Genomic DNA, 25,461 nt, shown 5'->3' on the forward strand with positions numbered 1-25,461 from the left:
CAATCGGCTGGGGACTGGCGTTGCCCGCCCTGGCCTTTCCGGCAAGCCTTTCGGCAAGGGCAGAGTCGGTGACCTTCCCGACCGGCAGGTTTCGCCTGCGCCGGACACTTGAACGCGGTCTCGGCGATGGCAAGGCCGTGATCGTCACCCGCGAATGGGACTGCCGCTTCGTCAGGCTATCGACTGGCGCGAGGATCGACGGACAGCAAGTCGCAGTCTCCGTGGAAGCACCGCCTTCGCTCGCAGCTCTGGCCGATATCGAGCGCAAGAGGGAAGTCGAAGGCCTTTTCCCGATGCAGCTCGACCGGTCGGGCGCGATCGTCGGCTGGTCAGACAAGGATGCCAGCATTGCGCAGGCGGTCGCGCAGGCTTCACGGGAAATCGACCGTAAGGCGACGGAGCAGGCCGCCCAGGCAGACGTGAAGCGTTACCTGGCCGAGCTTGGGAAGACCGCGGCATCGCTGGTCAGCCAGGTTCCACGCGATCTCTTCTTTCCTGCACCCGGAAAGCGCAGCGAAAGCCGCAAGCTGGCGTTGCCCGGCGGCGGGAGCGGCACTTACGAGGTGACGATCAGCGCATCGGCCCGCACCAGCGACGGGCTGCTGGCGCAGAGCGAGCGGCGCATCGTGACGCGCATCGCGGACAGCACACGCGTGTCGCGGGAGACATGGAGCGTGGCCTGATCCTGGTTGGGAGTATTATTTTACCCCACGCAGGACCCGCGGAATTGCTTGACGAATCGCACATACACCGCCATTTGGCGCCCGCTTAGCGGCTCCGCATGCGGGGCCGCGCAATCGTTTAGCGCCACAAGCACGGCGCGATAACTCGAGCAAACGGACATCAAGCCATGAAGGCTCTCACGAAAGTGACCCAGTCGGCAAAGCCGGCAGAGGTCGAAAAGGACTGGCACATCATCGACGCGGAAAACCTCGTCGTCGGCCGTCTCGCGGCAATCGTCGCCAACATCCTGCGCGGCAAGCACAAGCCGAGCTACACCCCGCATGTCGATTGCGGCGATCACGTCATCATCATCAATGCCGACAAGGTGAAGTTCACCGGCAAGAAGATGGACGACAAGATCTATTACAAGCACACCGGCCACCCGGGCGGCATCAAGGAAACCACCCCTGCCAAGGTGCTGGGCGGTCGTTTCCCCGAGCGCGTCCTTGAGAAGGCCGTGCAGCGCATGATTCCGCGCGGTCCGCTTGGCCGTGCGCAGATGAAGGCGCTCCACCTCTACAACGGCACCGAGCATCCGCATGAGGGCCAGAAGCCCAAGACGCTCGACGTCGCTTCGATGAACCGCAAGAACAAGGCTGTTGCATAATGGCTGACGAAACCAAGAACGAAACCGTCTCGGATCTCGCCGATCTGAAGGACATCGCTGCAGACGCGCCCCAGGGCGACGCGGCAGACATCGCAGCCAAGGCCGACGTTCCCCTGCGCGAGCAGGAACTCGACGCACAGGGCCGCGCCTATGCAACCGGTCGTCGTAAGGACGCTACCGCTCGCGTGTGGCTCGTTCCCGGCAGCGGCAAGATCATCGTCAACGGCAAGGACCAGGAAGTTTACTTCGCACGTCCGACCCTGCGTCTCGTGATCGACCAGCCGTTCGCCATCACCGAGCGCCAGGGCCAGTACGACGTTGTCGCCACCGTTCGCGGCGGCGGGCTCTCGGGCCAGGCCGGTGCGGTCAAGCACGGCATCAGCCAGGCACTGACCAAGTACGAGCCTGCGCTGCGTTCGACGGTCAAGGCCGCCGGCTTCCTGACCCGCGACAGCCGCGTGGTCGAGCGTAAGAAGTACGGCCGCGCCAAGGCACGTCGTAGCTTCCAGTTCTCGAAGCGTTAATTCGCCTCGACACCGATCTTACCGATCACCGAGGAAGGGCGGCCCCGCAAGGAGCCGCCCTTTTCTTTTGCCGTGCCGGTTTTCGGTTGCGACCCCGAAGGGCTCAGCGCTGCATCGCCATGATGCCCCATGCCACCGCGGTCCCGGCAAGGAACAGCGGCCAGCTCCACCACATCTCGTACTGGTAGACTTCGGTGCGCGTGATGTGCAGGTGCCCCCCGCTGGTTCCCTGGCTACCTACAACCAGGGCCACCACGTAGCTGAGGATCCCGCCCAGCGGCACGGCCTTGAAGAGTTCGATCACCCGTCATCCTCCTATGGCTCGCGCGAAATGTCGTCCATCGGGGTTGAGATTCGGCTGACGGCTCTGGTTAATGTACCGGAGGATCCACCCGCGGCACCTGCCTGACGGGCGCGACGGGCTCGCCCGGCGTACGCGGCGGCAGGGCGTTCTCAGGCACGTCGTCGATCTGCATGTCAAAGGTCTCGACATGTTCGAGGTTGCGCACGGCAACCGACAGTTTCTCGCCATCCCACTCGATCTCGTTGAAACTGCACGGCGTCGACCGGGTGCGCTTGGAAAGCGTACCGGCACCGATCATGCGGACCGGGCCATTGGCCGTCTCCTCCAGGATATCGAAGGCGTCGTGCACATGCCCCGACAGGACGGCCTCGACCGGGCGTTTGGCTAGCGCGCGCAGGGCCTTGTCGCCATTCTTGGTGAGCGCAGTCCCTTGGGTACCGACTTCGCGCAGCGGATGGTGCACCGCGACGAGCGCACGAACGCCCTCGGGCAGGGCGTCGATCGCGGCGAGGCATTTTTCCAGCGCGGCATCGGTCACCCAGCCCTTCGACCAGTTCAACCGCGGTTGTGCGCGGACGGCGGTCTTGAGCGGCACCACGGCCAGGCAGCCGAGGTCGATTTCGCGCTCCACCTTCTCCGCCATGCCGCGGAACCGCTTGTATGGCGCGAAGAAGCGCTCGATGGGGTTGAAATAGGGCATGTCGTGATTGCCGACTTCGACCGTTACCGGCGCTTCGAGGGAATTGATCCAGCGTGTTGCCGCATCGAATTCCCGATGGCGCGCGCGCATGGTCAGGTCTCCGGTAATCGCCACCGCATCGGGGCGTTTCTCGGAGATTTCCTGCTTGACCCAATCAAGGGCCCGGTTGTTCTCGAGGCCGAAATGGACATCGGAAAGGTGAAAGATACGCCGTGCGTCAGAAGCCATGATGCGTCGCTAGCAGATTGACCTCGCAGGGGGCCACGGTGAATTTCGCACGGGAGCCAAGCTGGGCCGGTTCACCGTCGACCAATATGTCGAGCGGGCCGCCATTCACCGTTTCGAGGGTGATCTCGGGAACGATGCCGAGACGCGTGTGGGGCCCCTCGCGAAAGTTCCTTTTCAGCAGGGCGATCGATTGCTGGAGGAATTCACCCGCGTTCTCCGCATGGAAGCCATCGAGCTGTATCCCGCGATGGCTCGGCGTGAATTCGATCAGCGGATAGCCTCCAGGGTCACCGAGTTGCGGGGAATGGCAGCGCACCATCGCTCCGCCAGTCGTTTCGGCAACGGCATCGCTGGCGCCCTCGGCGATTGCGGGCAGGTCGAGATCGCGCATGGCCTCCCTTACGCCCGCCCATGCAGTGCCCGGGCCCGCCAGCAAACCGGCCAGCGCATCACCCGCCTCGCAGCGCGCCACCAGCGGACGGACCGGTATCGCCGCCCCCGAGGAAACCCTCCGGATGATTTCGGCGAGCTCCGCATCCGGGCCATGGAGGCGCTTCGACAGCAGGTTCATGGTGCCGCCTGGCAGGACCAGTACCTCCCCCTGCCAGCCATAAAGGCCGGTTATCGCGGCGTTAAGTGTTCCATCGCCGGTGAACACCGCAAGCCGTTCGACGTTTGCCTCGTCGAGTTCCTGCGGCGTCGGTAGATCGTGGTCGGGAAAGCTGATCGTCCGGACAATCGGACAGCCGTGCTCATCGCAATGACCCTGCAACAGGTCGACGGCCTGTTCGGAATTGCTGCCCGAACGGGAATTCGTGAGAAGCCACATGGAGTTGCGGGAAGCCATGCCCGAGAAGCGCGCAGGGGCCCTTCAGGTTCCCACACGTCAGATCCGTCCGGACAGGATCAGCCAGGCGGTTGCGAAATTGAACGAGCTGTAGATCGCATAGGCGATGACGGCACCCGTCCAGCCCTGCGCGGCGAGAAGCATGCAGGCAAGCAGCACGACGAATTCGAAGGCAAGCGAGACCCTGCGGCCTGCCCCCTGGAAGCCCCGAAACTGTTCGAGCATCGGGTGGCGGCTTTCCAAGACCGCCTTGTGGACGAAGAAATTGCCCACTCCGAGCAGGAACATGATGCCGATCAGGAACACCCTCCAGAAATAGGAATGCTGTTCGCCGATTGCCAATCGTCATTCGTCGCCCGTTCTCCCCTTTCGGTCCAGAAGCGCTCCCCGCCCGTCGATAGTCGCGTGCAATTACAGTTGTAGCTGAGCAATACAGGTCGTGCGGCGGGTCCGAAACGACAGTCCCCCAGAAAATCCGGGCCCGCCGCAGACCCGGAGGAATATCAATGAAAAAGACCCTCGTAGCACTCACCCTGGCAGCTTTCGCTCTCCCCGCGAGCGCCCAGACTATCTCGTTCGAAGTCGAATATCGCGACCTCGACCTTGCATCGGAACACGGCCAGAAAACGCTTGAGCAGCGCATCGACATCGCCGCTCGCAAGGCCTGCGATTATTCGCGCCACACCACCGGATCGCGCCTTCGCGATGCCGAAACGCGGCGCTGCTTCGAGGAGGCCAAGGCATCCGCGACCAAGAAATTCGCAGCTGTCATAGAGCAGCGTGCGAACGGCGGCTGATCAACCCCCAGCCCGCTAACCTGCACCCCGGCCGGACTGCAGTCCCCCGGCCGGGGTGTTTTTTTGTTTTTTGAAATAAGAGAGGCCGGATCCCGCACGGGACCACTCACCAACTACCTGCCGGCCATCGCCTTTACCTTTGGCAGGTAGGTACGGCCGATGCGCAGCGCTTCGCCGTCCTCCATCTCGACCGACCAGACGCCAAGGCCATCGTGGCGAAGGCCCTTGATGCGATCCTTCCTCAGGATCGTCGAGCGGTGGATGCGGATGAACTTGGCCGGATCGAGCCGCTTCTCGAGACCTGCAATGGTCTGCAACAGCAGGTAGCTGCGGTCCTCGACATGCAGGCGGACATAGTCACGCTCTGCATCGATGCGCGAGACTTCCTCGGTGTCGATACGGATCAGCTCGCTGCGATGCGGGATCCACAATTCCTCGAGCCACTTGCTTTCCTCGCGATCGCCTTCGCCGCGGCGGGCAAGCGCGCGCTGGATGGCGCGTTCGAGACGATCCGGCTTTACCGGCTTGAGGACATAGTCCACCGCATCGAGATCGAAGGCCTCGACTGCGTAATTGTCATGTGCAGTGACGAAGACGACCGCCGGGCGCTCTTCCTGCTTGGCGAGCGCCTTGGCGACCGAAAGCCCATCGACTTCGGGCATGGTCATGTCGAGCAGGATCAGGTCGGGCGAAAGCGCCTCGACCAGCCGCAGCGCCTGGGCACCGTCGCTGGCCGTGCCGACGACGTTGAGATCGTCCATCTTGCTGCAGATGACCTGCATGCGTTCGACGGCCAGCGGTTCGTCATCGACGATCAGCGTGCGCAATTTCGTGTCTGCTTCCTCAGCCATGCTTCACCATCGGTAGCCTGAGTTCGGTTTCATAGCCATCGAGCGACTGGCCCGACGTAATCGTCGCTTCCTGCCCGAAACGCGCCTCGAGGCGGTCGCGGACATTGGCGAGGCCGATGCCGAAACCGCCGGTGTGGGTGGTTGGCATTCCCGGTCCATTGTCGCTGACACGGATGACGAGACGGCCGTATTCCTCGCGCGCGACAATGCTGATCGTCACCGGCCTTGCCGATGCGGAGACACCGTATTTCACCGAATTCTCTACCAGCGGCTGCAGGATCATGCCGGGCACCTTGAGCTGGGCGAGCTCGTCCGGAAGATCGACATGCACCCTGAGCCGGTCGGGGAACCGCACCGATTCGATTTCGAGGTAATGTTCCTGCAGGTCGATTTCGTCCTCGAGGCTCACGTCACCGGTCGAATCGTCGGCCAGCGAATGGCGGTAGAACCGCGACAGCGACTGGATCATTTCCTCGGCACGATCGCCCTTGCCGGTCATCACGAGCGAGGACAGCGAATTCAGCGTGTTGAACAGGAAATGCGGGTTCACCTGGTAGCGCAAGCTGCGCAGTTCGGCCGCCTTGGCCGCGCTGCGGAAGCGCTCTCCCCGCCGTTCGGCAGCCCGCGCACGGGCGCCCGCGACGATGGCGATATAAAGTGCCGCCCATGCCAGCAGCAGGAAATAGCGCGAGAGCGCGAGGTCGGTGAGCCGCCGCCAGTAGTCGGCTGCGGTCGGCGCAGGTTCGATGACGATGGAGGCGGGGGGTGCTTCGGGACTGCCGTCGCCACCCTGCTCCGTACCTTCCGGGGCAGTCTGTCCGGGAATGTCGAGCAGGAGATTACCCGATTCGTCGCGGCGGATCGTCAGGCCGCGCTGCTCGCCGATCTTGGCGCGGACCTGGTCCTCGATCGGGGCGAAAATCATCGTATTGATCTGCGCGATGGCGAGCGATGCAGGAACGGCAGCGATGATCGCAATGCCGACCTTCATGGCGAGGCTGCGCGCATCGAACAATCGCAGCAGCATCCACAGAAGGACGGTGATGCCCCCGCCGGCGACACACACGAGCGCGCGTCTCCACAGCAATTCGTCCTGCAATTCGAGGCCGACCACGGCGCCGCGCGCGGTGATCAGCAGGAAATAGGCCACCCACAGTCCGACGATGGACAGGACCACCACCTTGACCGGTGCGCGCGTATCGCGATTCATCTGGGGTTCAGCGTTCAAAACAGGCAATATGTGGCGTTTCGGCGGCGCAAAGGCCAGCGCCGCCGTCGAACTCGCATTGCTGTTTGTCGAGGATCGACCTTATTCGGCGGGCTCGACCTCGCCTTTCGCGATCTTCTCGCGCCAGCGTGCCGGGGCGAGCGTGTGGACATTGTTACCCGCCGCATCGACTGCGACAGTCACCGGCATGTCCTGGACCTCGAATTCGTAGATCGCTTCCATGCCGAGATCCTCGAAAGCGACGACCTCCGCGCCCTTGATCGCGCGGCTGACAAGGTATGCCGCGCCGCCGGTTGCCATCAGATAAGCGACCTTGAAGCGGCTGATGACCTCGACCGCATCATGCCCGCGCTCGGCCTTGCCGATCATGGCGAGGAGGCCGAGGTCGAGCATCATCTCGGTGAATTTGTCCATGCGCGTGGCGGTGGTCGGACCGGCGGGTCCTACGACTTCGCCCATCACCGGATCGACCGGGCCGACATAGTAGATCGCGCGGCCCTTGAATTCGACCGGCAGCTCCTCGCCCTTTTCGAGCATATCGTGGATGCGCTTGTGCGCCGCATCGCGCCCGGTGAGCATCTTGCCCGAGAGTAGCAGTCGGTCGCCATGCTCCCAGCTGGCGACTTCTTCGGGCGTGAGATTGTTCAGGTCGACGCGCTTTGCCGCGGCGTCCGGCTTCCACGTCACATCGGGATATTCGTCGATATTCGGAGGATCGAGATAGGCCGGACCCGACCCGTCGAGCGTGAAATGCGCATGACGCGTCGCGGCACAGTTCGGGATCATGGCCACCGGCTTGCCCGCCGCATGGCAGGGTGCATCGAGGATTTTCACGTCGAGCACGGTCGAGAGGCCGCCGAGGCCCTGCGCACCGATACCCTGCGCGTTGACCGCGTCGAAGATGTTGATGCGAAGCTGTTCGAGATCGGTCTGCGCGCCGCGCTTCTTCAGCTGGCCCATGTCGATCGGGTCCATGAGGCTGAGCTTGGCGAGCTTCATGCAATGCTCCGCCGTACCGCCGATACCGATGCCGAGCATGCCCGGCGGGCACCAGCCCGCGCCCATAGAAGGCAGCTGCTCGACCACCCAGTCGACGATGTTGTCGCTCGGGTTCATCATCTTGAACTTCGACTTGTTCTCGCTGCCGCCACCCTTGGCTGCGACGTCCACGTCGATCGTGTCGCCTGGCACCATCTCGACCGACAGCACGCTCGGCGTGTTGTCGCGCGTGTTGCGGCGGGTGAAGGCGGGATCGGCAAGGATCGAGGCGCGCAGCTTGTTGTCGGGATGGTTGTAGGCCTGGCGCACGCCCTCATCGACCACTTCCTGCAAGCTGCGCTTCGTATCGAGGCGGCAGTTCATGCCCCATTTGACGAAGACATTGACGATGCCCGTGTCTTGGCAGATCGGGCGGTGCCCCTCGGCGCACATGCGGCTGTTGGTGAGGATCTGCGCAATCGCATCCTTCGCCGCCGGGCCGGCTTCTGCCTCATAGGCTTCGCCCAGTGCGCGGATATAATCCATCGGATGATAGTAGGAAATGTACTGCAGCGCGTCTTTCACGCTCTCGATAAGGTCCTCTTCCCTGATAACCACCATGCCGTTCATCGCTGCCTATTCCCATGTTGCAGATTTGCGCTCCCCGATAGGCGCGTTTGGCGGCATCGGTCAAAGCGCTTGGAAGCAAAGGGTCTTGCGCCTAAGGCAACGCAGCACTTGCGCAACCGTGTTATTACTGTAATACAGCACTCGGATATTTATGAGCACCACGACCAAGACCCGCCCCGACTACGCCGCCGCAAGGAAGGCGATGATCGACAGCCAGCTGCGCACCAGCGGCGTGAACGAGCCCTTCGTGCTCGAACGCATGGGTACGCTTCCCCGCGAAGATTTCGTGCCTGAAAACGCCAAGGGCACCGCGTATATGGATCGCGCGATCCGGCTGGGCGAAGGCGGCTTCCTGCCCGCGCCACTGTTCCACGGCGCAATGCTCGCCGAAGCCAGCCCCAAGGCGGAGGACACCGTCCTCGTGATCGATGGCGGCAGCGGCTACTTGCCTGCGCTGGTCGAACCGCTGGTTGGCTCGGTCAAGGCGATCTCGCCTGCCGATGCGCTCAAGGCCAAGAAGGGCAATTATTCGCTCGTCCTCGTCGACGGTGCGATCGAACATGTTCCGGCAAGTCTTGCTAAGCAGGTCGCCGAAGGCGGCCGCATCGTTACCGGCCTGGTCGAACGCGGCGTGACCCGCCTCGCCACGGGCCGCAAGTCGGGCAAGGCGCTCGCGCTGCTGCCGCTTGCAGAGATGGGCGTTCCTCGCCTCGGCGCATTCGACAAGCCGGAGAGCTGGAGCTTCTAAGAAATGCACAAGGGAGGGGTAGTGAACAGACTGGTACTTTCGGGGAGCGTGATCGCGCTGGCCCTGGCCGCAACCCCTGCCCAGGCCGACACGCTGCAGGAAGCGCTGACCGACGCCTATGTGAACAACCCGACGCTCGAAGCGGCGCGCGCCAACCAGCGTGCGACCGACGAGAACGTACAGATCGAACGGTCTGCCGGCCTGCCTTCGATCGACGGCGCAGCTTCCGTGACCGAGTTCATCAAGCAGCGCTCGACCAGCTTCTTCACTCCGGATCGCTTGCTGACGGCAGGCGTCGATCTGGGTGTTCCGATCTATTCGGGTGGCGCCGTGCGCAATTCGGTCGCCGCCGCGAAAGAGCGGGTACAGGCTGGTCGCGCAGACCTGCGCGGCACCGAAAGCGCAATCTTCACCCGCGTCGTGGCCGCATATATGGATGTCCTTCGCGGCCAGGCGCTCGTCGCGCTTTCGGCCAACCAGGTCGACGTCCTTTCGGTCAACGTCTCGGCGACCAGCGACCGTTTCGAAATTGGCGACCTGACGCGCACCGACGTTGCCCAGTCGCAGGCCCGCCTTGCGCTGGCCGAGGGCGACCTGCGCAGCGCACAGGCCAATCTCATCGCTGCGCGCGAGGACTATATCGCCCTCGTCGGCAAGGCTCCGACCGACCTTCAGGCACCGCCGCCGCTTCCCGGCCTTCCCGGCGATGTCGAAACCGCGGTCGATGTCGCGCTCGAGAACAATCCCGACCTGATCGCTGCGAAGGAACGTGCGGCCGCTGCAGGTTACGATATCGAAGTCGCCGGTTCGAGCCGCCTTCCCCGCCTGTCGGTCTTCGCAGGCTACGATTACGACAACTATCTGGGCAGTGTTGCGGACGGTCCGCTCGATCCCTCGGATCCCAACAGCCCGATCGTCCCCAGCGACCAGACCGCGACCGCCGCATCGGCAGGCGTCTCGCTCCGCATTCCCCTGTTCCAGGGTGGCCGACCGGCAGCCCTGCAACGCCAGGCAACCGCGCGCGCCACGGCCGCTTTCGAGAACGTCATCGCAGCCGAACGCGACGTGATCGCCCAGACCCGCGCCGCCTATTCGAGCTGGCAGGCGAGCCTCGCGATCATCGAAAGTTCGCAATCGGCTGTGGATGCCGCCGCGCTCAGCCTCGAAGGCGTGCGGGCCGAGAATTCGATCGGCAACCGCACGATCCTCGACGTGCTGAACGCCGAACAGGAACTGCTGTCTTCGCGCGTCCAGCTGGTGACCGCACGGCGCAATGCCTATGTCGCAGGCTTCTCGCTCCTGGCCGCGATGGGCCGCGCCGAAGCGCGAGACCTCGGCCTTGGCGACGAGGGCGTGCTCTACGACCCGATCGACAATTACGACCGTGTCAGCGGTAGTGTCTGGGACTGGGGGCGCGATCCCGCTCCCGAAGCAAAGGCCAGCAGCACCGTCGATATCCCGGCCGCCACTGCCGAGATTCCCGAGATTGAAGACTAGGCCATTAGGCCTTAGCACTGGGACCGTACCCGATTCGGGGCAGCAATGGAGGCAGGGGCTTGGCTAAGATGCAGAACAACGGCGAACCTTCGGTCGAAGAGATCCTCGATTCGATCAAGAAGGTGATCGCGCGCGACAGCCGCGACGTCGAAGCCAATGCATTCGGTCGTCGCCGCGGGCTCATCGCCGGCAGCACAGAGCCAGCCGACGCGGATGAGGCCGAGGAGGTGCTCGAACTGGGCGCCGAGCTGGGCGAAGAACTCATCATCGAGGACAATGCCGACCTCGACGCGCGCTTCGGTGAAGAGCCGGGTGAGGAAGACGATCTCGACGAAAGCCTGATCGCCGATGCGACCCGCAGCGCGATGCAGCAGAATTTCGCCGCGCTCTCGATGCTGGCAAAGCCGGGCAAGCAGCCTCAGATCGTGCGTTCGGGCGAAACCTCGCTCGAAGGCCTCGTGCGCCAGATGCTTCGCCCGATGCTGGCCCAGTGGCTCGACGACAACCTCCCCTCGATGGTCGAAGAACTGGTCAAGGCGGAAATCTCGCGCATCGCGGGCAAGAAGCGCTGACACCCCTTACCTTAGGCAGAATTGCGCGCTAAACCGCGCGGCCATGACAGCACGCATCCGGGCCGCACTCCCGCTCGCCAGCGCTTTCGCGCTTATCGCCACACCCCTCGCCGCGCAGGACGCGGCCGAGCCGATGCAGGCGATAGACCTCATCACCATGCCGCGCCTCGGCAGTCCGACGGTTTCGCCGGACGGGACCATGGCGGTCTATTCGGTCACCACGACCGATGCAGGATCGCTCGATCGTTCGAGCCAGCTCTTCCTGCGCTCGCTCATTGATAAGGATGCGCAGCCCATAGCGCTGGACCTCGCAGGCGGAGCGGCAAGTTTCGCAGGCGACGGCTGGCTCTACTATCTCGCCGAAGGGCATCACGGCGGATCCACGCAGGTCTGGCGCGCGAAGATCGCCGCCGACGGCACCGTCACCGATGGTATGCAGGTCACCGATATCGCGCGCGGCGTTGGCGGCTACAGCATCTCGACCAATGGCGAGAAGATCGCGATCTGGACCGACATCGCCCGCAGCTGCACCGAGCTTTCCTGCGACGACAGCGCCAAGCCCTACGCTCCGGGTCCGGGGGAAGGGCGGCTCTTCGAAAGTGACGGCGGGTTCTATCGTCACTGGGACCAGTGGGAAACGCCGGGCACGTACAGCCGCGTATTCACCGCCGATCTGGCTGACGCCATGTCGAGCGATGCCTTCACACCCGTCGATGGTGCGATTGGCGCTGGCGGGCCCCAGGGCGACACGCCGACCAAGCCCTTCGGCGGTGGCGAGGACATCGCATGGGCACCCGATGGCTCGGGCGTCTATTTCGTCGCACGCGAAGGCGGGGCGAGCGAGCCCTATTCCACCAATCTCGATATCTGGTGGTCCGACCTGTCGAGCGATGCGCCGGTCAATTTGACCGCGGCAAACGAAGCACTCGATGCGCTGCCGACGCCGTCACCCAATGGCCAGTACCTTGCCTATGTCGCCATGGCGCGCCCGACCTATGAGGCCGACCGCCAGGTTATCATGCTGCGCGACCTCGAAAGCGGCGTGACGACCCCGCTGACCCAGGATTTCGACCGCAGCTTCTACACGCTCGCATGGACGCCCGATTCGCGCTGGCTGGTCGCCACCGCACAGGACGTGCTCGACACGCCGGCGTTCCGTATCGATCCGCGCAACGGCACAGTCGAGCGCCTCGACCTGATGGCCGGCAACGAAGCGCATATCGGCAATGTCACCCCGCTCGCCGGTGGTGATGTACTCTTCACCCGCGATTCGATCGGCGCGCCCTCGGAAATGTTCCTCTCGAAGGACTGGGGCATGGCAGAGCCCCTGACGCAGGTCGCCACCTCGACCATCGGCAAGTTCGCGCCCGTCGTGGTCGAGCGTTTCAGCTTCGCCGGCGCCAATGGCGACACGGTCTGGGGCCAGATCACCAAGCTGGAAGGTCACGAAGGACCGATGCCGGCGATCCTCTACGTGCACGGCGGCCCGCAGGGCTCGTTCAACGATGGCTGGTCGAGCCGCTGGAACCCGCGCGTCGTCGCAAGCCAGGGCTATGCGGTGATCTCGGTCGATTTCCACGGCTCCACCGGATACGGGCAGGAATTCACCGACAGCATCAACGGCGACTGGGGCGGCAAGCCGCTGGAAGACCTCAAGCTCGGCCTTGCCGCAGCGCTCGAGAAGGACAGCCAGATCGACGGCAGCCGCGCCTGCGCAATGGGTGCCAGTTACGGCGGCTACATGATGAACTGGATCGCGGGTAACTGGCCCGACCGGTTCGACTGCCTCGTCCAGCATGATGGCCTCTTCGATTTGCGCAGCTTTTACTACACCACCGAGGAACTGTGGTTTCCCAAGTGGGACTTCGGCGGAAGCTATGCCGAGAACAGCGCACTCTACGAGCGCTGGAACCCGGTGAACTACGTCGAGAACTGGAAGACCCCGATGCTGGTCATCACGGGCGAGAAGGACTTCCGCGTCCCCTATACGCAGGGTCTCGCCAGCTTCACCGCGCTTCAGGAACGCCAGATCCCCGGCCAGCTGCTGGTGTTCGAGAACGAAAACCACTGGGTGCTCGATGCGAAGAACTCGCTCCAGTGGCACAACACCGTTTTCGACTGGCTCGACCGCTGGCTGCAGCCGGATGAGTAAGAAGGGCGGGCTGGACAAGGCACAAAAGGCGCTCGGGAAGATCGGCGGCGAGACGGCCGAGCGGCAGATCTTCCTCTGCGCTATCAGTGAAAAGCAGAAATGCTGCTCTCGCGAGGACGGCAAGGCTGCCTGGGACTATCTCAAGAAGCGCCTCAAGCAGCTCGACCTCGTGGGGCGGGGCGGCACTGTCCAGCGCACCAAGGCCGACTGCCTCCAGATCTGCGCGCACGGCCCGATCGCGGTCGTGTGGCCCGATAACGTCTGGTATCATTCCTGCGACCAAGAGGTCCTGGAGGCGATCATCCAGCGCCACCTCATCGGCGGCGTTCCCGTCGAGGAATATCGCCTGCGCGGCGCTGAAAACGATTAATTCTCGTCGATCGAATTGTCGGGCATGTTGTTGTCGACCGCTTCATCGTGGCCGGTGCCCGACGACAGGAAGACGAGGCCCATCAACGCGCTTGCCAGCAGCATGACGAAACCCACGCCCAGCGCCGTCGCGATGTAGAAGTGCACCGAGACTTCCCCGCCGAACTTGTAGAGCAGGGCCATCGCGATCGAGACGAGACCGATGGTGAGCAGCATCATGAAGCGCATGATCCTGCGATAACGGGCCCAGGCGAATGCTGCGGCTTCGGGATCGTCCAGGGGTGATTTGTCGACCATCGGCGCTTCCATGGCCCCATGCAGGCCCGGTTTCAACGCCTGACGGGCCGATACTGGCCTTTTCGGCGCGAAAGTGGCATCTTTCCTCCAGCAAGAGGAGGCGCGAATGAACATCAGTAGCCTGATCGAGGGCAGGGCCAGCTCCGATATCATCTCGGTCACGGTGGACCAGGCGGTTCGCGACGCGGTCAAATTGCTTGCTTCCAAACGCATTGGTGCCCTGCCTGTCATGTCCGGCGGACGAGTGGCGGGTATCTTCTCCGAACGCGATGTGATCTATCGCCTCGCCGAGGAAGGTTCGGCCTGTCTCGACCGCCCGATCGGCGAAGTGATGACCTCTCCGGCAATCACGACCACTACCGACACGCCGATTCTCGACGCTCTTTCGCTCATGACGAAGCGTCGTATCCGCCACCTTCCGGTGATCGACGGGGAGGCCATGTGCGGCTTCATTTCGATCGGCGACCTCGTGAAAGCCCGTCTGGACGAGATCCAGCACGAAGCCGAAGCGATGCGCGAATATATCCAGACCGCTTGAGCCGGCGGACCAGCGTCCCTACATCGCGTCCATGGCCGAAATGCTCACCCTCACCCAAGCTGCCGCGAAACGCGTGGCGGCCATTGCCGACAAGCAGTCGAAGCCTGCGATCCTGCGCCTATCGGTAGAGGGCGGGGGCTGTTCGGGTTTCCAGTACAAGTTCGACCTCGCCGACACGGCAGAAGGTGACGACATGGTCAGCGAAACCGAAGGCGTGCGCCTGGTCGTCGATCCGGTGAGCCTCGACCTCGTGGCCGGGAGCGTAGTCGATTTCGTCGAATCGCTGGGCGGCGCGGCCTTTCGCGTAGAAAATCCCAATGCTGCTGCCGGATGTGGCTGCGGTTCGAGTTTCGGGATTTAGGTTAGACCCGCGCGGCAGCTTCAGGCATGGACACATCCATGCGTATCGCCAGCTTCAACATCAACGGCATCAAGGCGCGTCTTCCGCGCCTCATCGAATGGCTCGAGGAAACCCGGCCCAGCGTCGCCTGCCTGCAGGAAATCAAGACGATGGACGAGGGATTCCCGGCCGAGGAATTCGAGAAGATCGGCTATCAGGCGATCTGGCACGGTCAGAAAAGCTTCAACGGCGTGGCGATCCTGGCCGATGGGACCAAGCCGGTCGAAATCAAGCGCGGCCTCGGTATCGATGGCCCCAAGGACGGGGAGGGTGAGCAGGCCCGCTATCTCGAGGCAGAGGTGAACGGGGTGCGCATCTGCAACCTCTACCTGCCCAATGGCAATCCGCATCCCGGTCCCAAGTTCGACTACAAGCTGGCGTGGATGGAAAAGCTGCGCTCACGGATGAAGGAAATCTGGGCCGAGGAAGTCCCCGCCGTCGTGCTGGGCGACTACAATGTCATCCCGGAAGACAAGGACGTCTGGTCGCCCAAGGCCATGGCCAGCGACGCCCTGATGCAGCCGGAAAGCCGCGATGCCTACAAGCGCATGCTCGCAGACGGCTGGACCGATGCCATCGATACGTTGAACCCGCGTGGCGGGGTGTGGACCTATTGGGATTACCAGGCAGGCGCCTGGCAGCGTGACCACGGTTTCCGGATCGACCATCTCCTGCTTTCGCCCGAGCTGGCTGACCGGATGACCGCTGCCGGCGTCGACAAGGAATACCGCGGACGGGAGAAGGCGTCCGACCACACGCCCGTCTGGGTCGAGATCGCGGACTAGGCGCAAGCAACGAAAAAGGGCCGCCGCACGTGGCGACGACCCCTCATTATCTCGTGCCTGCCGCTTAGCGGTAGAAGATGTGCGTCTTGATCGCAGTGCGGCGGGTCTTCTTCGAAGCCCAGCGCGGTTTCACATAGGTCGCGTGGAAATAGAGCGAATCATCCGCTTCGCTTTCCCACATTCCCTGATGCGCGATACGGGCAATCGCCTTGGCGCGCGTCCATGCGGCAGTGCCGGTCTGGATGCGCGGCATGTTACCGCCACGTACGAAGCTGAATTGCGCGCGCTGGTATACGACGCCGCAATAGCTCGAAGGGAAGCGGCTCGATTCCGCACGATTGATCACCACCTGCGCAACGGCAAGCTGGCCGTGGAGCGGTTCGCCCCGCGATTCGAAATAGACCGCGCCGGCGAGGCAGCGCATCTCGTCGGAAAGTTCGCCAGCAGCAGGCATGGCCGCGACGAGTTCGCGCAGGCTATTGGCCTCGGGCACATTTCCGGAAAATTCTGTGGCAGCTTCCTCGGGAAGCTCCTGGACCACTTCTTCGCTGATGAAGACGGGAACCACCTCTTCGGTGAGGGCCGCTTCTTCTGCAGTGGTTTCTTCTGCGGCTGCCTGGGCAGCCTGGGCGCCGGTTTCTTCCGCACCGGCAAACGTTGCAATCGTGGCTGCGGCGCCTGCCGCAAGGCCAAAAATAGACTTTCGCATAGTTCCGCTTGTTTCGGCGGTGAGCGAGCTGTCACAGGCTGGGATTCAGTGCGCGTACTCTTGCGTCTTGAAACTCGAATCCGTTAGCGGGCCTGCCGCTGGCTCCCCGTCTGCGTGCTTGTCGTCTGACCCCATTGCCAAAAACGACCGCCTGCGCATCGAAGCTGGGGGGCCAAATAGTCACAATTGAAACTGTGTCAAGTTAACGGGCGGGAGTTTCGAGCAGGCGTTCCACATCGGGACCATCCAGCTCGACGAACCAGCAATCCGGATCCTGGCTCTTCCTGCGGGCGACATATTCGTCGAATTCCCGCGGATTTTCATCGTCTTGTTCGCGGGTGCAGGTGAATTTCCTGGACCCGTCCATTTGCGGCATCCGCTCCCACATACGGGTATTTTTGCCACTATGTGTGGTTAATATGGTAATAGTTCCGGCATCGTATTCACCCTTTTGCAGGACCATGCCGAAGCCCCCCAATTGCTGCGTCAGGCGCAGCAATCCCGCCACTTCGAGGTGGGCCGGGAGGCGGGCGTCTTCCATCAGGCCGAATAGCCCGCAAGGCTGGAGAGCGGGATGCGCGATTTCATGAAAGTGCCGGTGCCGCGCCCGATTTCATCGCCTTCCGCATCAACGAGGCGCGATTCAGCCACGAAAACACGCCTGCGACCGCTTACCCAGCGCCCCTCGGCAACCACTTTGCCTTCGCGGACAGGCTTGCTGAAATGCAGGTTGAAGGACGTGGTCAGCAGGAAACGGTCGGTCACCAGCGTATTGGCGGCATAAAAGGCCGCATCGTCGAGCATCTTGAAATAGATCGTGCCATGCGCCGCTCCGGCCGCATGGAAGCATTCGCCGGTAACTTCGAACTCGATCCTCGCGGTACCTTCGCCGGTTACTTCCAGCGAGGAGGCGAACAGGTTGTTCACCGGCGCGGACGCGTAGAGGCCTTCGAGCGCGCGCCAGTGCCGCTCGGCTCCGCTGGTTGCCGCTGCGCTCATCAATTCCTCATCCGTTACAGTTCAGCCGCGCGGTTCGACCCAGCCGATCGAACCGTCGGGGCGGCGATAGACCATGTTGTGCGCTTCGGTAGCCCCGTTCTTGAAAAAGAGCGCATTGGTGTTCTGCAGGTCGAGGAGCATCACCGCGTCTGCAACCGAGCATTCGGGGATCAGCGCGCTGGTTTCCGCGATCACCGGAGGGCTTTCGCTGGTGACCTCTTCTTCGGTATCGGCATCGGGTGCGGCGAAGATCGTGTAGGCGGCTTCCTGTTCGCGCATCGCATGATCGGCCTGTTCGTGGCGATCCTTGATCCGGCGCTTGTAGCGGCGCAGCTGTTTTTCGATTTTCGCAGCCGCGGCGTCGAAGGCCTGGTGGACGTCGTGTGCCTCGGCATGACCCTTGAGGATCAGGCCCTGCATCACGTGGGTAACGATGTCGGAGGAGAAGGCGCCGCCGGACGCCTTGCCGAAGGTCACATGGCTGCTGATCGCTCGATTGAAATACTTCTCGACGATGCCCTGCAATCGGTCCTCGACGTGGGTTTGCAAGGCTGCGCCGGTGTCGATCTGGTGGCCCGAAACGCGGATGTCCATAAGCTTCCTACTCCTTCTTTGTACCCCTTCACGATCCCGTCGACCCCGTCCGTCGACCAGCTCGGGAAATGATCTACCCCCAGAGAGGGTTTTCGATCCCGGCCATGAATTTCCTGTGCCGCGCGAGTTCTTCAGCGGTGGGCGCGTGTCGCCGCGGTTCGCGGCGCGGGCCTTCCGGCGCCTGGCGGACGGCCACGGTTTCCCGCTCGACCTCGACCACTGCCGCTTCGGCGGCGAGTTCGAGACCGATCTGGCGCCCGCCCTTGAGTTCGACATAGACCTGCGCGAGCAGTTCGGCATCGAGCAGCGCGCCATGCTTTACGCGGTGGCTGCGGTCGATGCCGTAGCGGGTGCACAGCGCATCGAGCGACAGTTTCGCGCCGGGATGGCGTTTCTTGGCGATCGCCACGGTGTCGATCATGCGGCTCATGCAGACCGGTTCGCGGTCGATCAGCGTCAGTTCCGCATTGAGGAAGCCGAAGTCGAAGCCCGCATTATGCGCGATCAGCGGCGCATCGCCGATGAAATCGAGCAATTCATGCGCAATCTCGCGAAATAGCGGCTTGTCCGACAGGAATGCTGCCGAAAGACCGTGCACAGCTTCGGCGCCGGCAGGCATGTCGCGTTCGGGATTGTAATAGGCGTGGTAGGTGTTCCCGGTAGGGACGAGATTGACCATCTCGACGCAGCCGATTTCTACCATCCGGTCGCCCGTCTTGGGGTCGAGGCCGGTGGTTTCGGTGTCGAAAACGATTTCACGCATCGGGCAACCTATCGGACTCGTTCGCGCAGATTACAAGGGGTCTTGGCTACCTAGCTCGGCGCGCAGCCGCGCGATCAGCGCCAGCACCTCTTCCTCGGTTTCAGCTAGCGATTGGCCGGTGTCGATGATGTGGTGGGCGCGCATGCGCTTCTCGGCATCGGGCGTCTGCAGCGACAGGATGTGGGCGAATTTTTCGGGAGTCATGCCGGGCCGCGCGAGAACGCGGACGCGCTGCACATCGGCCGGTGCCGATACCACCACGATCCTGTCGACCGACTCGTGCCCGCCCTTTTCGAACAGGAGAGGGATATCGAAGACCACGAAGGGCGCGCCGAAATGTTCGATCAGGAAGGCTTCGCGCTTGCGGGCAACCGCTGGGTGGACAATCCCCTCGAGCCGGGCCAGCGCGTCCTTGTCGCCGAAGACTTCCTTGCCGAGAACGTCGCGAAGGACGCCGGTTTCATCCGTGCTGCCGGGAAATTCCGCCTCGATGGCCGGAACCAGTTCGCCGCCCGGGCCCTGCAGCTTCCAGACTTCGGCATCGGCGTCGAAGACCGGGATGCCCGCAGCCTCGAACATCGCCGCGACGGTGGACTTGCCCATGCCGATCGATCCGGTGAGGCCGATGATGAGCGGTTTCGTCATACCATGAGCCTTTCGCGCAATTCGTCATCATGGTCGCGGGGTGCTTCTCCCCCGAAGAAATGGGAGAACGCCGCGGCCGCCTGGCCGATCAGCATCGACAACCCGTCGATGGTCTCGAAACCGGCATCCCGCGCCGACTTGAGGAAGTCGGTTTCGACAGGGTCGGTGACGATATCATAGGCGATCGATCCGGGCGGTGCATGGCTCCAGTCGAAGGCAAGGGGCGACTGGCCGCGCATGCCCAGAGGGCTGGCATTGACCACGAGATCGCAGCAGCCTTCGCGGTCGTCGAACGCAAAATCGGTGGCCTCGGCAAAATGCGAAAGCGGCGCGACGTGGTGCTCGCCCTCGGCCAGCTCCCCGAGGATACCGCTCGCTTTTTCCGGATCGCGGCCCGCGAGGACCAGGGTGAAACCTTCTTTCGCAAGCCCCGCCACGATCGCCCGTGCGGCGCCTCCGGTGCCGAGGACACGCGCCATGCGGAAATAATGCCGGTCGGCCAGCCGCTTGCGCAAGGGTTCGAGGAAGCCCCCGACATCGGTGTTGCGCCCGACGAGTGCGCCGTCCCCGGCGCGGTGGATCGTATTGACGGCGCCGACGCGCCTCGCGAGCGGCTCTATCCGGTCGAGCAGCGGCATGACCGCCTGCTTGTGGGGCATGGTGACATTGCAGCCGAGCCAAGCATCGTCCGCGCGGCGAGCAGCGAGATAGTTCTCCAGCTCGTCACTCGTCACGTGATGCGCCCGATAATCCGCATCGATCCCGAGCTTTTCGATCCAGAAGCCGTGAATCGCGGGGGACTTGGACTGGGCGATGGGATCGCCGATGACTTCGGCATAGCGCGTCACGAGGGAAGGGCGCCTTCCTCGCGCAGGGCGGCAAGCACCTGCAGCAGCGGCATACCGAGAACGGTGAACTGGTCGCCCATGATGCTTTCGAACAATTGCACGCCGGGCCCCTCGATCCGGAAGACGCCCACGCAATAGGACACTTCCGGCCATTCCGCATCGAGATAGGCCTCGATGAACTCATCCGACAATTCGCGCACGCGGAGCCGCGCGAAATCGGAGCCGACCCAGACGATCTGCCCGTCTTTCGCGAGCGCCGCCGCGCTATGCAGGGTCATGACCTTGCCCGAAAAGAACCGCAGGTGCTCTGCCGCCTGTTCGCGGCTGGCCGGTTTGTCGAACCGGCGACCGTCGACTTCCACGAGGGAATCGCTGCCGAGCACGAGCCGCGCATCCCCGACCGCCGCGGCCTTGGCTGCGGCCAGCGCCTGCGCGATCTCGGCAGGATCGGCATCCTCCATCTCGGCTTCGAGACCGCGCTCGTCGATATCGGCCGAGCGCGCTTCGAACGCGACCCCTGCCGCTTCGAGCATCGCCTTGCGCGACGCGCTGTTCGAAGCCAGCACGATGCCTTCACCGGCAAGCGAGTTCATATCGGTTTCGCTCCTTCGAATGCAGTATCTTCCGACTGCTCGCGCTCACCGAACAGGCGGATCACGGCCGCGGCGGTTTCCTCGATCGAGCGGCGCGTCACGTCGATCACCGGCCAGCCGTTATCCGCGAACATGCGCCTCGCAAAGGCCACCTCGCTCTTCACGCGTTCGTTATCGACGTAAGACGTCTCCGACTTCTCGTTAAGGGTGAGAAGGCGGTTTCGCCGGATCTGCACCAGCCGTTCAGGGGCCGTGGTCAGGCCGACGACCATCGGGCTCTTCAATTCGAATAGCTTGGGCGGGGGCGGGCTTTCGACCACCAGCGGGATGTTGGCCACCTTGTAGCCGCGGTTGGCGAGATAGATGCTGGTCGGCGTCTTGGAGCTGCGCGATACGCCGGCAAGGACGATATCGGCCTCTTCCCAGTTCTCCCATCCGATCCCGTCGTCATGCGCGATGGTGAACTGGATCGCCTCGACGCGGTCGAAATAGGCCTTGTCCATCTGGTGCTGGCGACCGGGGCGGCCATGCGCTTCCTGCCCCAGTGCCTTTTCAAGCGCCTCGGTCACGCGGTCGAGGATGGGGACCGCGGGAAGGCCGTTTTGCGCGCAGACCTCTTCCAGCCGGGCACGGGCTTCGGGATTGACCAGTGTGAAGAGGACAAGTCCCGGGTTGCTCTTGAGTTCGGGCACGATGCGGTCGAGATGTTGCTTGCTCCTGACCATGGGCCAGAAGTGGCGCACGACATCGGCATCGTCGAACTGCGCGAGCGCCGCTTTTGCGAGCATTTCCAATGTCTCACCGGTTGAATCGGACAAGAGATGGAGGTGGATGCGATCGGAAATGGGAGGCTCTCCGGCGGGTTGTTGATAGCCTTGGGATAAACCACGGGACAGGTCTGGCGACAAGTTCGGTGATGAATTCCCTCCCCGCTACGAGTCACCTTCGGGGGTGATTCCCGCACACCAAGGGGTGAGTTTTGCGCAGGCTGGGAACAGTGGGGACAAGTTTGACTCGACTCAAGTGCGAGCACGAGTCGCAATCCCGTCAGAAGCCTTCACACGGGCGAAGATTTCGGGCAGGGGCCGCTTGTGCCCGATATCCACAGGGCCAACAGACTCCATCAATCCTTATAATAACTAGGTATTATTGGACTCCTGAATGCCCGGTCTCCTTCTCGACACGCTAAACGGCGCGCCTAGCGCACAGGTCCCTCTCTGGCTCATGCGCCAGGCTGGTCGGTACCTTCCCGAATATCGCGAGCTTCGCGCACAAAAGGGCGGATTCCTCGCGATGGCCTACGATAGCGAGGCGGCATGCGAGATTACCTTGCAGCCGATCGACCGCTTCGGGTTCGACGGCGCCATCCTGTTTTCCGACATCCTGATCGTGCCGCATGCTCTGGGCCAGCACCTGGAATTCCTTGCAGGCGAGGGTCCGAAACTGTCGCCCAAGCTGGTCGACAGCTCGCTCGAGGCGCTGACACGCGATCCGTCGCGCTATGATCCGATCTACGAAACTGTGCGCCTGTGCAGGAAGCGTCTGCCCGAAGGCGTGACGATGCTGGGCTTTGCGGGGAGTCCTTGGACCGTTGCGACCTACATGGTTGCAGGCGAGGGGAGCCGAGACCAGCACGATGCGCGCGCTCTGGCCTATCGCGATCCCTCCGCGCTGCAGGCGATCATCGATGCGATCGTGGGCGAGACCATCGAATATCTCTCCGGCCAGATCGAAGCGGGCGCGGAAGCCGTGCAATTGTTCGACAGCTGGGCCGGTAGCCTTGCGCCCGACGAGTTCGAGAAATGGGTCATCGCGCCCAATGCTCGGATCGTTGCCGCTCTTGCAGAAAAGCATCCGGACACACCCGTGATCGGCTTCCCGAAAGGTGCGGGCGAGAAACTGCCCGCCTATGCCCGCGAGACCGGTGTGAAGGCCATCGGGGTCGACGAGACACTGGATCCCGAATGGGTCGCGCGCGAACTGCCCGATGGCATGCCGGTGCAGGGCAATCTCGATCCGCTGCTGCTGCTTGCCGGCTCGGCCGAACTGGAAAAGCGTGTCGAGACGATCCTCGGCGCTTTTGCCGGGCGACCGCATGTCTTCAATCTCGGCCATGGCATCGACCGGCGCACGCCGATCGAGCATGTCGAGCGTCTGATCGCCACCGTGCGCGGCTGGCAGGGGTGAAATTGGCGGCCGCCTTCGCTACATCGCGGCCATGCAGGAAGTGCTTTCGATGACCTATCTCTGGCTCAAGGCCGGCCATATCATCTTCATGGTCTTCTGGATGGCAGGCCTTTTCATGCTGCCGCGCCAGATGATCTATCTCCATCCCGCGGCGCCGGGATCGGAAGAAGCCGCACTCTGGGCCAAGCGCATGGGCCTGCTGCGCAAGATCATCCTGACCCCCAGCATCATCGTGGTGTGGATTTTAGGCCTGCTGCTGGCCCAAACGCTGCAGGTGTGGGGTGAGGGATGGCTGCACGTCAAATTGTTGCTTGTCGTGCTCCTGAGCGGCTTCCACGGCTACATCGTTGCCCAATCCAGGAAGATGGCGGCGGGCGAGCGGCCGCTGAGCGAAAAGCAGCTGCGCATGTGGGGCGAGGTACCGGGCGTGCTGCTGGCGCTGATCGTCGTGACGGTGGTCGTCTTCCGCTACATGTGACGCCCTGCGCAATCCGATTGACGCGGGCCCCAACCGAATTTATCTGAAGCCTACCGACCGGCTAGAGGCCTCGCGCATTCGACGGGGCCAGGTCCGCTTTCTCCAAGCCCTTCGACCTGCCGGCCATTTCCACATTCGAATATTCGAGAAACACTATGCATCTCAAAGACTTGAAAGCAAAAGCACCCGCAGAGCTCGTGGCCATGGCCGAAGAGCTGGGTGTCGAGGCCGCGGGCACCATGCGCCGCCAGGACCTCATGTTCTGCATCCTGCGCGAACTCGCGGACGATGAAGAATATAACGAAGAGATCATGGGTATCGGCACGATCGAGGTGCTGCAGGACGGCTTCGGCTTCCTGCGCAGCCCCGAGGCGAACTACCTCGCCGGCCCGGACGATATCTACGTCTCGCCCAACCAGATCCGCAAATGGGGCCTGCGCACCGGCGACACGGTCGAAGGCCAGATCCGCGCGCCGCAGGAAGGCGAGCGCTATTTTGCGCTGACGGGCCTCACCACGGTCAATTACGAAGATCCCGACCAGGTTCGCACGCGCACCAATTTCGACAATCTCACGCCGCTCTATCCGGATGAGAAGCTGACGCTCGACAATGTCGATCCGACGGTGAAGGACAAGTCGGCCCGCGTGATCGATATCATCTCGCCGCAGGGCAAGGGCCAGCGCGCCCTGATCGTCGCGCCGCCGCGTACCGGTAAGACCGTGCTGCTGCAGAACATCGCCAAGGCGATCACCGACAACCACCCGGAAGTCTTCCTGCTGGTCCTGCTCGTCGACGAACGTCCGGAAGAAGTTACCGACATGCAGCGCAGCGTGAAGGGCGAGGTCATTTCCTCGACCTTCGACGAGCCTGCCAACCGCCACGTCCAGGTCGCCGAAATGGTGATTGAAAAGGCCAAGCGCCTCGTCGAGCACAAGAAGGATGTCGTCATCCTGCTCGACTCGATCACCCGTCTCGGCCGCGCCTACAACACCGTCGTGCCCAGCTCGGGCAAGGTGCTGACCGGCGGTGTCGATGCCAATGCCTTGCAGCGTCCGAAGCGCTTCTTCGGCGCCGCGCGTAACATCGAGGAAGGCGGCTCGCTGTCCATCATCGCAACCGCGCTGATCGACACCGGCAGCCGCATGGACGAGGTTATCTTCGAAGAATTCAAGGGCACGGGTAACAGCGAAATCGTCCTCGATCGCAAGGTCGCCGACAAGCGCATCTTCCCGGCTCTGGACGTTGGCAAGTCCGGCACCCGCAAGGAAGAGCTGCTGGTCGACCAGGCCCAGCTGTCGAAGATGTGGGTCCTTCGCCGTATCCTCATGCAGATGGGCACGGTCGACGCGATGGAATTCCTTCTCGACAAGATGAAGGATTCCAAGACCAACGAAGACTTCTTCGCCAATATGAACCAGTAAGGATGCTATCGCCCGGCGGCCCCTGGCTGCCGGGCAATGGGACGGCGAATGAAACGACTTCTGTACAGCAGCGTCGCCGCAGGAGGCACGACTACAAGGGATGTGATGGACGTCATCACCTCCTCTGAGCGCAACAATCCCAGGCGCGACCTTACCGGTTTTCTGATCTACGACCGCGACAGGTTCCTGCAATTGCTTGAAGGACCTGCATTGGAGGTCGAGGCTCTCATGGCCGTCATCGAGAACGATCCTCGCCATGAGGGGATTGAAGTCCTTCTTGAAGAAACCGCTGGAAAGCGCTGGTTTCCGGACTGGTCGATGAAACGGCTGATCACTTTCGGCTCTGTTCCGGCACAGGAAGAACTCAGTTCGATCCTTGCCGGCGATGAAGAGGGTCGGCGGGTCTTAAGCGAAGTGAATCGGTTCCTCGACGCCTGAAGCGATCGAGC

Annotated in this window: 33 protein-coding genes; 16 read left to right on the forward strand and 17 right to left on the reverse strand. The window is 63.0% G+C overall.

The genetic code is table 11. The annotated features are described in order from the left end of the window. The first annotated feature begins 68 nt into the window (after positions 1-68). From K3136_RS08445 to rpsI, 3 genes are all read left to right on the forward strand, one after another. A complete protein-coding gene (locus K3136_RS08445) occupies positions 69-683 on the forward strand; it encodes a hypothetical protein (RefSeq protein ID WP_221429888.1) in 615 nt (204 codons plus the stop codon). A 167-nt stretch (positions 684-850) separates the two neighbouring features. Further along, positions 851-1,330 (forward strand): 50S ribosomal protein L13, encoded by a 480-nt coding sequence (gene rplM / locus K3136_RS08450; protein ID WP_221429889.1) that lies wholly within the window; start codon positions 851-853, stop codon positions 1,328-1,330. After that, positions 1,330-1,854 carry a 30S ribosomal protein S9 gene (gene rpsI / locus K3136_RS08455; RefSeq protein WP_247711313.1) on the forward strand — a complete coding sequence of 175 codons (525 nt, stop codon included), beginning with the start codon at positions 1,330-1,332 and terminating at the stop codon, positions 1,852-1,854. Before rplM ends, rpsI begins: the two co-directional genes overlap by 1 nt. Positions 1,855-1,957: 103 nt before the next feature. Here rpsI and K3136_RS08460 read toward each other — a convergent pair whose 3' ends face one another. The 4 genes from K3136_RS08460 to K3136_RS08475 all read right to left on the reverse strand — a co-directional run bounded on the left by K3136_RS08460 (position 1,958) and on the right by K3136_RS08475 (position 4,275). Continuing rightward, positions 1,958-2,158, reverse strand: coding sequence for a hypothetical protein (locus K3136_RS08460; protein ID WP_247711314.1), 201 nt, complete (start codon positions 2,156-2,158; stop codon positions 1,958-1,960). A 67-nt stretch (positions 2,159-2,225) separates the two neighbouring features. Further along, on the reverse strand, positions 2,226-3,086 hold the full coding sequence (locus tag K3136_RS08465; RefSeq protein WP_221429890.1) for a metallophosphoesterase family protein: 861 nt from the start codon (positions 3,084-3,086) through the stop codon (positions 2,226-2,228). After that, on the reverse strand, positions 3,076-3,933 hold the full coding sequence (locus K3136_RS08470) for a diacylglycerol/lipid kinase family protein (RefSeq protein ID WP_221429891.1): 858 nt from the start codon (positions 3,931-3,933) through the stop codon (positions 3,076-3,078). The genes K3136_RS08465 and K3136_RS08470 overlap by 11 nt, the downstream gene beginning before the upstream one ends. A 39-nt stretch (positions 3,934-3,972) precedes the next feature. After that, positions 3,973-4,275, reverse strand: a complete 303-nt coding sequence (locus K3136_RS08475; RefSeq protein WP_247711315.1) for a hypothetical protein — start codon at positions 4,273-4,275, stop codon at positions 3,973-3,975. 164 nt (positions 4,276-4,439) lie between these two features. Between K3136_RS08475 and K3136_RS08480 the strand changes: the two genes are divergently transcribed. Next, positions 4,440-4,730: a UrcA family protein gene (locus K3136_RS08480; RefSeq protein ID WP_221429892.1), complete on the forward strand. Its 291-nt coding sequence runs from the start codon at positions 4,440-4,442 to the stop codon at positions 4,728-4,730. A gap of 113 nt (positions 4,731-4,843) precedes the next feature. Here the strand turns inward: K3136_RS08480 and K3136_RS08485 are convergent, their stop codons facing one another. The 3 genes from K3136_RS08485 to K3136_RS08495 all read right to left on the reverse strand — a co-directional run bounded on the left by K3136_RS08485 (position 4,844) and on the right by K3136_RS08495 (position 8,408). Beyond that, positions 4,844-5,581: a LytR/AlgR family response regulator transcription factor gene (locus K3136_RS08485; protein WP_221429893.1), complete on the reverse strand. Its 738-nt coding sequence runs from the start codon at positions 5,579-5,581 to the stop codon at positions 4,844-4,846. After that, a complete protein-coding gene (locus tag K3136_RS08490; protein WP_221429894.1) occupies positions 5,574-6,791 on the reverse strand; it encodes a sensor histidine kinase in 1,218 nt (405 codons plus the stop codon). Before K3136_RS08490 ends, K3136_RS08485 begins: the two co-directional genes overlap by 8 nt. 99 nt (positions 6,792-6,890) lie before the next feature. Continuing rightward, positions 6,891-8,408, reverse strand: a complete 1,518-nt coding sequence (locus K3136_RS08495) for a fumarate hydratase (protein ID WP_221432274.1) — start codon at positions 8,406-8,408, stop codon at positions 6,891-6,893. 160 nt (positions 8,409-8,568) lie between these two features. Between K3136_RS08495 and K3136_RS08500 the strand changes: the two genes are divergently transcribed. The 5 genes from K3136_RS08500 to K3136_RS08520 all read left to right on the forward strand — a co-directional run bounded on the left by K3136_RS08500 (position 8,569) and on the right by K3136_RS08520 (position 13,756). Beyond that, positions 8,569-9,165, forward strand: coding sequence for a protein-L-isoaspartate O-methyltransferase family protein (locus K3136_RS08500; protein WP_221429895.1), 597 nt, complete (start codon positions 8,569-8,571; stop codon positions 9,163-9,165). 3 nt (positions 9,166-9,168) lie between these two features. Then, on the forward strand, positions 9,169-10,662 hold the full coding sequence (locus tag K3136_RS08505; RefSeq protein ID WP_221429896.1) for a TolC family outer membrane protein: 1,494 nt from the start codon (positions 9,169-9,171) through the stop codon (positions 10,660-10,662). Positions 10,663-10,730: 68 nt separating this feature from the next. Beyond that, on the forward strand, positions 10,731-11,234 hold the full coding sequence (locus K3136_RS08510; protein ID WP_221432275.1) for a DUF2497 domain-containing protein: 504 nt from the start codon (positions 10,731-10,733) through the stop codon (positions 11,232-11,234). A gap of 43 nt (positions 11,235-11,277) precedes the next feature. Beyond that, positions 11,278-13,386 carry an alpha/beta hydrolase family protein gene (locus K3136_RS08515; RefSeq protein WP_221429897.1) on the forward strand — a complete coding sequence of 703 codons (2,109 nt, stop codon included), beginning with the start codon at positions 11,278-11,280 and terminating at the stop codon, positions 13,384-13,386. Then, positions 13,379-13,756 (forward strand): (2Fe-2S) ferredoxin domain-containing protein, encoded by a 378-nt coding sequence (locus tag K3136_RS08520; RefSeq protein WP_221429898.1) that lies wholly within the window; start codon positions 13,379-13,381, stop codon positions 13,754-13,756. The genes K3136_RS08515 and K3136_RS08520 overlap by 8 nt, the downstream gene beginning before the upstream one ends. Here the strand turns inward: K3136_RS08520 and K3136_RS08525 are convergent. Continuing rightward, the gene (locus tag K3136_RS08525) at positions 13,753-14,052 is read right to left on the reverse strand and encodes a hypothetical protein (RefSeq protein ID WP_221429899.1); all 300 of its coding nucleotides are present in this window, start codon (positions 14,050-14,052) and stop codon (positions 13,753-13,755) included. The two genes, K3136_RS08520 and K3136_RS08525, sit on opposite strands and share 4 nt — an antisense overlap. A gap of 106 nt (positions 14,053-14,158) precedes the next feature. On the opposite strand from K3136_RS08525, the gene K3136_RS08530 reads away from it, so the two are divergent. The 3 genes from K3136_RS08530 to xth are packed head-to-tail and all read left to right on the forward strand — an operon-like array spanning position 14,159 to position 15,775. Next, entirely contained in the window at positions 14,159-14,590 is a 432-nt protein-coding gene (locus K3136_RS08530) for a CBS domain-containing protein (protein WP_221429900.1), read from the forward strand. 31 nt (positions 14,591-14,621) lie between these two features. Continuing rightward, positions 14,622-14,951, forward strand: a complete 330-nt coding sequence (erpA, locus tag K3136_RS08535; protein WP_221429901.1) for an iron-sulfur cluster insertion protein ErpA — start codon at positions 14,622-14,624, stop codon at positions 14,949-14,951. A gap of 38 nt (positions 14,952-14,989) precedes the next feature. Then, the gene (xth, locus tag K3136_RS08540; protein ID WP_221432276.1) at positions 14,990-15,775 is read left to right on the forward strand and encodes an exodeoxyribonuclease III; all 786 of its coding nucleotides are present in this window, start codon (positions 14,990-14,992) and stop codon (positions 15,773-15,775) included. A 64-nt stretch (positions 15,776-15,839) separates the two neighbouring features. On the opposite strand, the gene K3136_RS08545 is transcribed toward xth, so the two are convergent. From K3136_RS08545 to K3136_RS08585, 9 genes are all read right to left on the reverse strand, one after another. Continuing rightward, complete coding sequence (locus K3136_RS08545; RefSeq protein WP_221429902.1) at positions 15,840-16,484, reverse strand: cell wall hydrolase; 645 nt, start codon at positions 16,482-16,484, stop codon at positions 15,840-15,842. Between the two features lie 202 nt (positions 16,485-16,686). After that, positions 16,687-17,025: a DUF1491 family protein gene (locus K3136_RS08550; protein ID WP_221429903.1), complete on the reverse strand. Its 339-nt coding sequence runs from the start codon at positions 17,023-17,025 to the stop codon at positions 16,687-16,689. Further along, a complete protein-coding gene (locus K3136_RS08555; protein ID WP_221429904.1) occupies positions 17,025-17,483 on the reverse strand; it encodes a PaaI family thioesterase in 459 nt (152 codons plus the stop codon). The genes K3136_RS08550 and K3136_RS08555 overlap by 1 nt, the downstream gene beginning before the upstream one ends. A 21-nt stretch (positions 17,484-17,504) precedes the next feature. Continuing rightward, entirely contained in the window at positions 17,505-18,077 is a 573-nt protein-coding gene (gene hpf / locus K3136_RS08560; RefSeq protein WP_221429905.1) for a ribosome hibernation-promoting factor, HPF/YfiA family, read from the reverse strand. A gap of 73 nt (positions 18,078-18,150) precedes the next feature. Then, a complete protein-coding gene (dnaQ, locus tag K3136_RS08565; protein ID WP_221429906.1) occupies positions 18,151-18,840 on the reverse strand; it encodes a DNA polymerase III subunit epsilon in 690 nt (229 codons plus the stop codon). A 30-nt stretch (positions 18,841-18,870) separates the two neighbouring features. Continuing rightward, positions 18,871-19,485 carry a dephospho-CoA kinase gene (gene coaE / locus K3136_RS08570; RefSeq protein ID WP_221429907.1) on the reverse strand — a complete coding sequence of 205 codons (615 nt, stop codon included), beginning with the start codon at positions 19,483-19,485 and terminating at the stop codon, positions 18,871-18,873. Further along, complete coding sequence (locus K3136_RS08575) at positions 19,482-20,333, reverse strand: shikimate dehydrogenase family protein (RefSeq protein WP_221429908.1); 852 nt, start codon at positions 20,331-20,333, stop codon at positions 19,482-19,484. The genes coaE and K3136_RS08575 overlap by 4 nt, the downstream gene beginning before the upstream one ends. After that, positions 20,330-20,926 carry a Maf family protein gene (locus K3136_RS08580; RefSeq protein WP_221429909.1) on the reverse strand — a complete coding sequence of 199 codons (597 nt, stop codon included), beginning with the start codon at positions 20,924-20,926 and terminating at the stop codon, positions 20,330-20,332. The genes K3136_RS08575 and K3136_RS08580 overlap by 4 nt, the downstream gene beginning before the upstream one ends. Further along, a complete protein-coding gene (locus tag K3136_RS08585; protein ID WP_247711480.1) occupies positions 20,923-21,714 on the reverse strand; it encodes a pyruvate, water dikinase regulatory protein in 792 nt (263 codons plus the stop codon). The genes K3136_RS08580 and K3136_RS08585 overlap by 4 nt, the downstream gene beginning before the upstream one ends. Before the next feature lie 373 nt (positions 21,715-22,087). Here K3136_RS08585 and hemE point away from each other — a divergent pair, with 373 nt between their 5' ends. The 4 genes from hemE (at position 22,088) to K3136_RS08605 (ending at position 25,450) form a co-directional block, all read left to right on the forward strand. Further along, positions 22,088-23,113 (forward strand): uroporphyrinogen decarboxylase, encoded by a 1,026-nt coding sequence (gene hemE / locus K3136_RS08590; RefSeq protein WP_221429910.1) that lies wholly within the window; start codon positions 22,088-22,090, stop codon positions 23,111-23,113. Between the two features lie 31 nt (positions 23,114-23,144). Continuing rightward, positions 23,145-23,591, forward strand: coding sequence for a CopD family protein (locus tag K3136_RS08595; RefSeq protein WP_221429911.1), 447 nt, complete (start codon positions 23,145-23,147; stop codon positions 23,589-23,591). 155 nt (positions 23,592-23,746) lie between these two features. Beyond that, complete coding sequence (gene rho, locus K3136_RS08600; protein ID WP_221429912.1) at positions 23,747-25,012, forward strand: transcription termination factor Rho; 1,266 nt, start codon at positions 23,747-23,749, stop codon at positions 25,010-25,012. 48 nt (positions 25,013-25,060) lie between these two features. Beyond that, positions 25,061-25,450: a BLUF domain-containing protein gene (locus K3136_RS08605; RefSeq protein WP_221429913.1), complete on the forward strand. Its 390-nt coding sequence runs from the start codon at positions 25,061-25,063 to the stop codon at positions 25,448-25,450. Positions 25,451-25,461: the final 11 nt, after the last annotated feature.

The sequence above is a fragment of the Qipengyuania gelatinilytica genome (assembly GCF_019711315.1).
Taxonomy (GTDB): domain Bacteria; phylum Pseudomonadota; class Alphaproteobacteria; order Sphingomonadales; family Sphingomonadaceae; genus Qipengyuania; species Qipengyuania gelatinilytica.

Bases quoted from the DNA above. Each gene is read 5' to 3' on its own strand.
- rplM (WP_221429889.1), top strand. From the start codon at position 851: ATGAAGGCTCTCACGAAAGTGACCCAGTCGGCAAAGCCGGCAGAGGTC.
- rpsI (WP_247711313.1), top strand. From the start codon at position 1,330: ATGGCTGACGAAACCAAGAACGAAACCGTCTCGGATCTCGCCGATCTG.
- K3136_RS08465 (WP_221429890.1), bottom strand. From the start codon at position 3,086: ATGGCTTCTGACGCACGGCGTATCTTTCACCTTTCCGATGTCCATTTC.
- K3136_RS08470 (WP_221429891.1), bottom strand. From the start codon at position 3,933: ATGGCTTCCCGCAACTCCATGTGGCTTCTCACGAATTCCCGTTCGGGC.
- K3136_RS08480 (WP_221429892.1), top strand. From the start codon at position 4,440: ATGAAAAAGACCCTCGTAGCACTCACCCTGGCAGCTTTCGCTCTCCCC.
- K3136_RS08485 (WP_221429893.1), bottom strand. From the start codon at position 5,581: ATGGCTGAGGAAGCAGACACGAAATTGCGCACGCTGATCGTCGATGAC.
- K3136_RS08490 (WP_221429894.1), bottom strand. From the start codon at position 6,791: ATGAATCGCGATACGCGCGCACCGGTCAAGGTGGTGGTCCTGTCCATC.
- K3136_RS08495 (WP_221432274.1), bottom strand. From the start codon at position 8,408: ATGGTGGTTATCAGGGAAGAGGACCTTATCGAGAGCGTGAAAGACGCG.
- K3136_RS08500 (WP_221429895.1), top strand. From the start codon at position 8,569: ATGAGCACCACGACCAAGACCCGCCCCGACTACGCCGCCGCAAGGAAG.
- K3136_RS08505 (WP_221429896.1), top strand. From the start codon at position 9,169: ATGCACAAGGGAGGGGTAGTGAACAGACTGGTACTTTCGGGGAGCGTG.
- K3136_RS08510 (WP_221432275.1), top strand. From the start codon at position 10,731: ATGCAGAACAACGGCGAACCTTCGGTCGAAGAGATCCTCGATTCGATC.
- K3136_RS08515 (WP_221429897.1), top strand. From the start codon at position 11,278: ATGACAGCACGCATCCGGGCCGCACTCCCGCTCGCCAGCGCTTTCGCG.
- K3136_RS08520 (WP_221429898.1), top strand. From the start codon at position 13,379: ATGAGTAAGAAGGGCGGGCTGGACAAGGCACAAAAGGCGCTCGGGAAG.
- K3136_RS08525 (WP_221429899.1), bottom strand. From the start codon at position 14,052: ATGGTCGACAAATCACCCCTGGACGATCCCGAAGCCGCAGCATTCGCC.
- K3136_RS08530 (WP_221429900.1), top strand. From the start codon at position 14,159: ATGAACATCAGTAGCCTGATCGAGGGCAGGGCCAGCTCCGATATCATC.
- erpA (WP_221429901.1), top strand. From the start codon at position 14,622: ATGGCCGAAATGCTCACCCTCACCCAAGCTGCCGCGAAACGCGTGGCG.
- xth (WP_221432276.1), top strand. From the start codon at position 14,990: ATGCGTATCGCCAGCTTCAACATCAACGGCATCAAGGCGCGTCTTCCG.
- K3136_RS08545 (WP_221429902.1), bottom strand. From the start codon at position 16,484: ATGCGAAAGTCTATTTTTGGCCTTGCGGCAGGCGCCGCAGCCACGATT.
- K3136_RS08550 (WP_221429903.1), bottom strand. From the start codon at position 17,025: ATGGAAGACGCCCGCCTCCCGGCCCACCTCGAAGTGGCGGGATTGCTG.
- K3136_RS08555 (WP_221429904.1), bottom strand. From the start codon at position 17,483: ATGAGCGCAGCGGCAACCAGCGGAGCCGAGCGGCACTGGCGCGCGCTC.
- hpf (WP_221429905.1), bottom strand. From the start codon at position 18,077: ATGGACATCCGCGTTTCGGGCCACCAGATCGACACCGGCGCAGCCTTG.
- dnaQ (WP_221429906.1), bottom strand. From the start codon at position 18,840: ATGCGTGAAATCGTTTTCGACACCGAAACCACCGGCCTCGACCCCAAG.
- coaE (WP_221429907.1), bottom strand. From the start codon at position 19,485: ATGACGAAACCGCTCATCATCGGCCTCACCGGATCGATCGGCATGGGC.
- K3136_RS08580 (WP_221429909.1), bottom strand. From the start codon at position 20,926: ATGAACTCGCTTGCCGGTGAAGGCATCGTGCTGGCTTCGAACAGCGCG.
- K3136_RS08585 (WP_247711480.1), bottom strand. From the start codon at position 21,714: ATGCTCGCAAAAGCGGCGCTCGCGCAGTTCGACGATGCCGATGTCGTG.
- hemE (WP_221429910.1), top strand. From the start codon at position 22,088: ATGCCCGGTCTCCTTCTCGACACGCTAAACGGCGCGCCTAGCGCACAG.
- K3136_RS08595 (WP_221429911.1), top strand. From the start codon at position 23,145: ATGCAGGAAGTGCTTTCGATGACCTATCTCTGGCTCAAGGCCGGCCAT.
- rho (WP_221429912.1), top strand. From the start codon at position 23,747: ATGCATCTCAAAGACTTGAAAGCAAAAGCACCCGCAGAGCTCGTGGCC.
- K3136_RS08605 (WP_221429913.1), top strand. From the start codon at position 25,061: ATGAAACGACTTCTGTACAGCAGCGTCGCCGCAGGAGGCACGACTACA.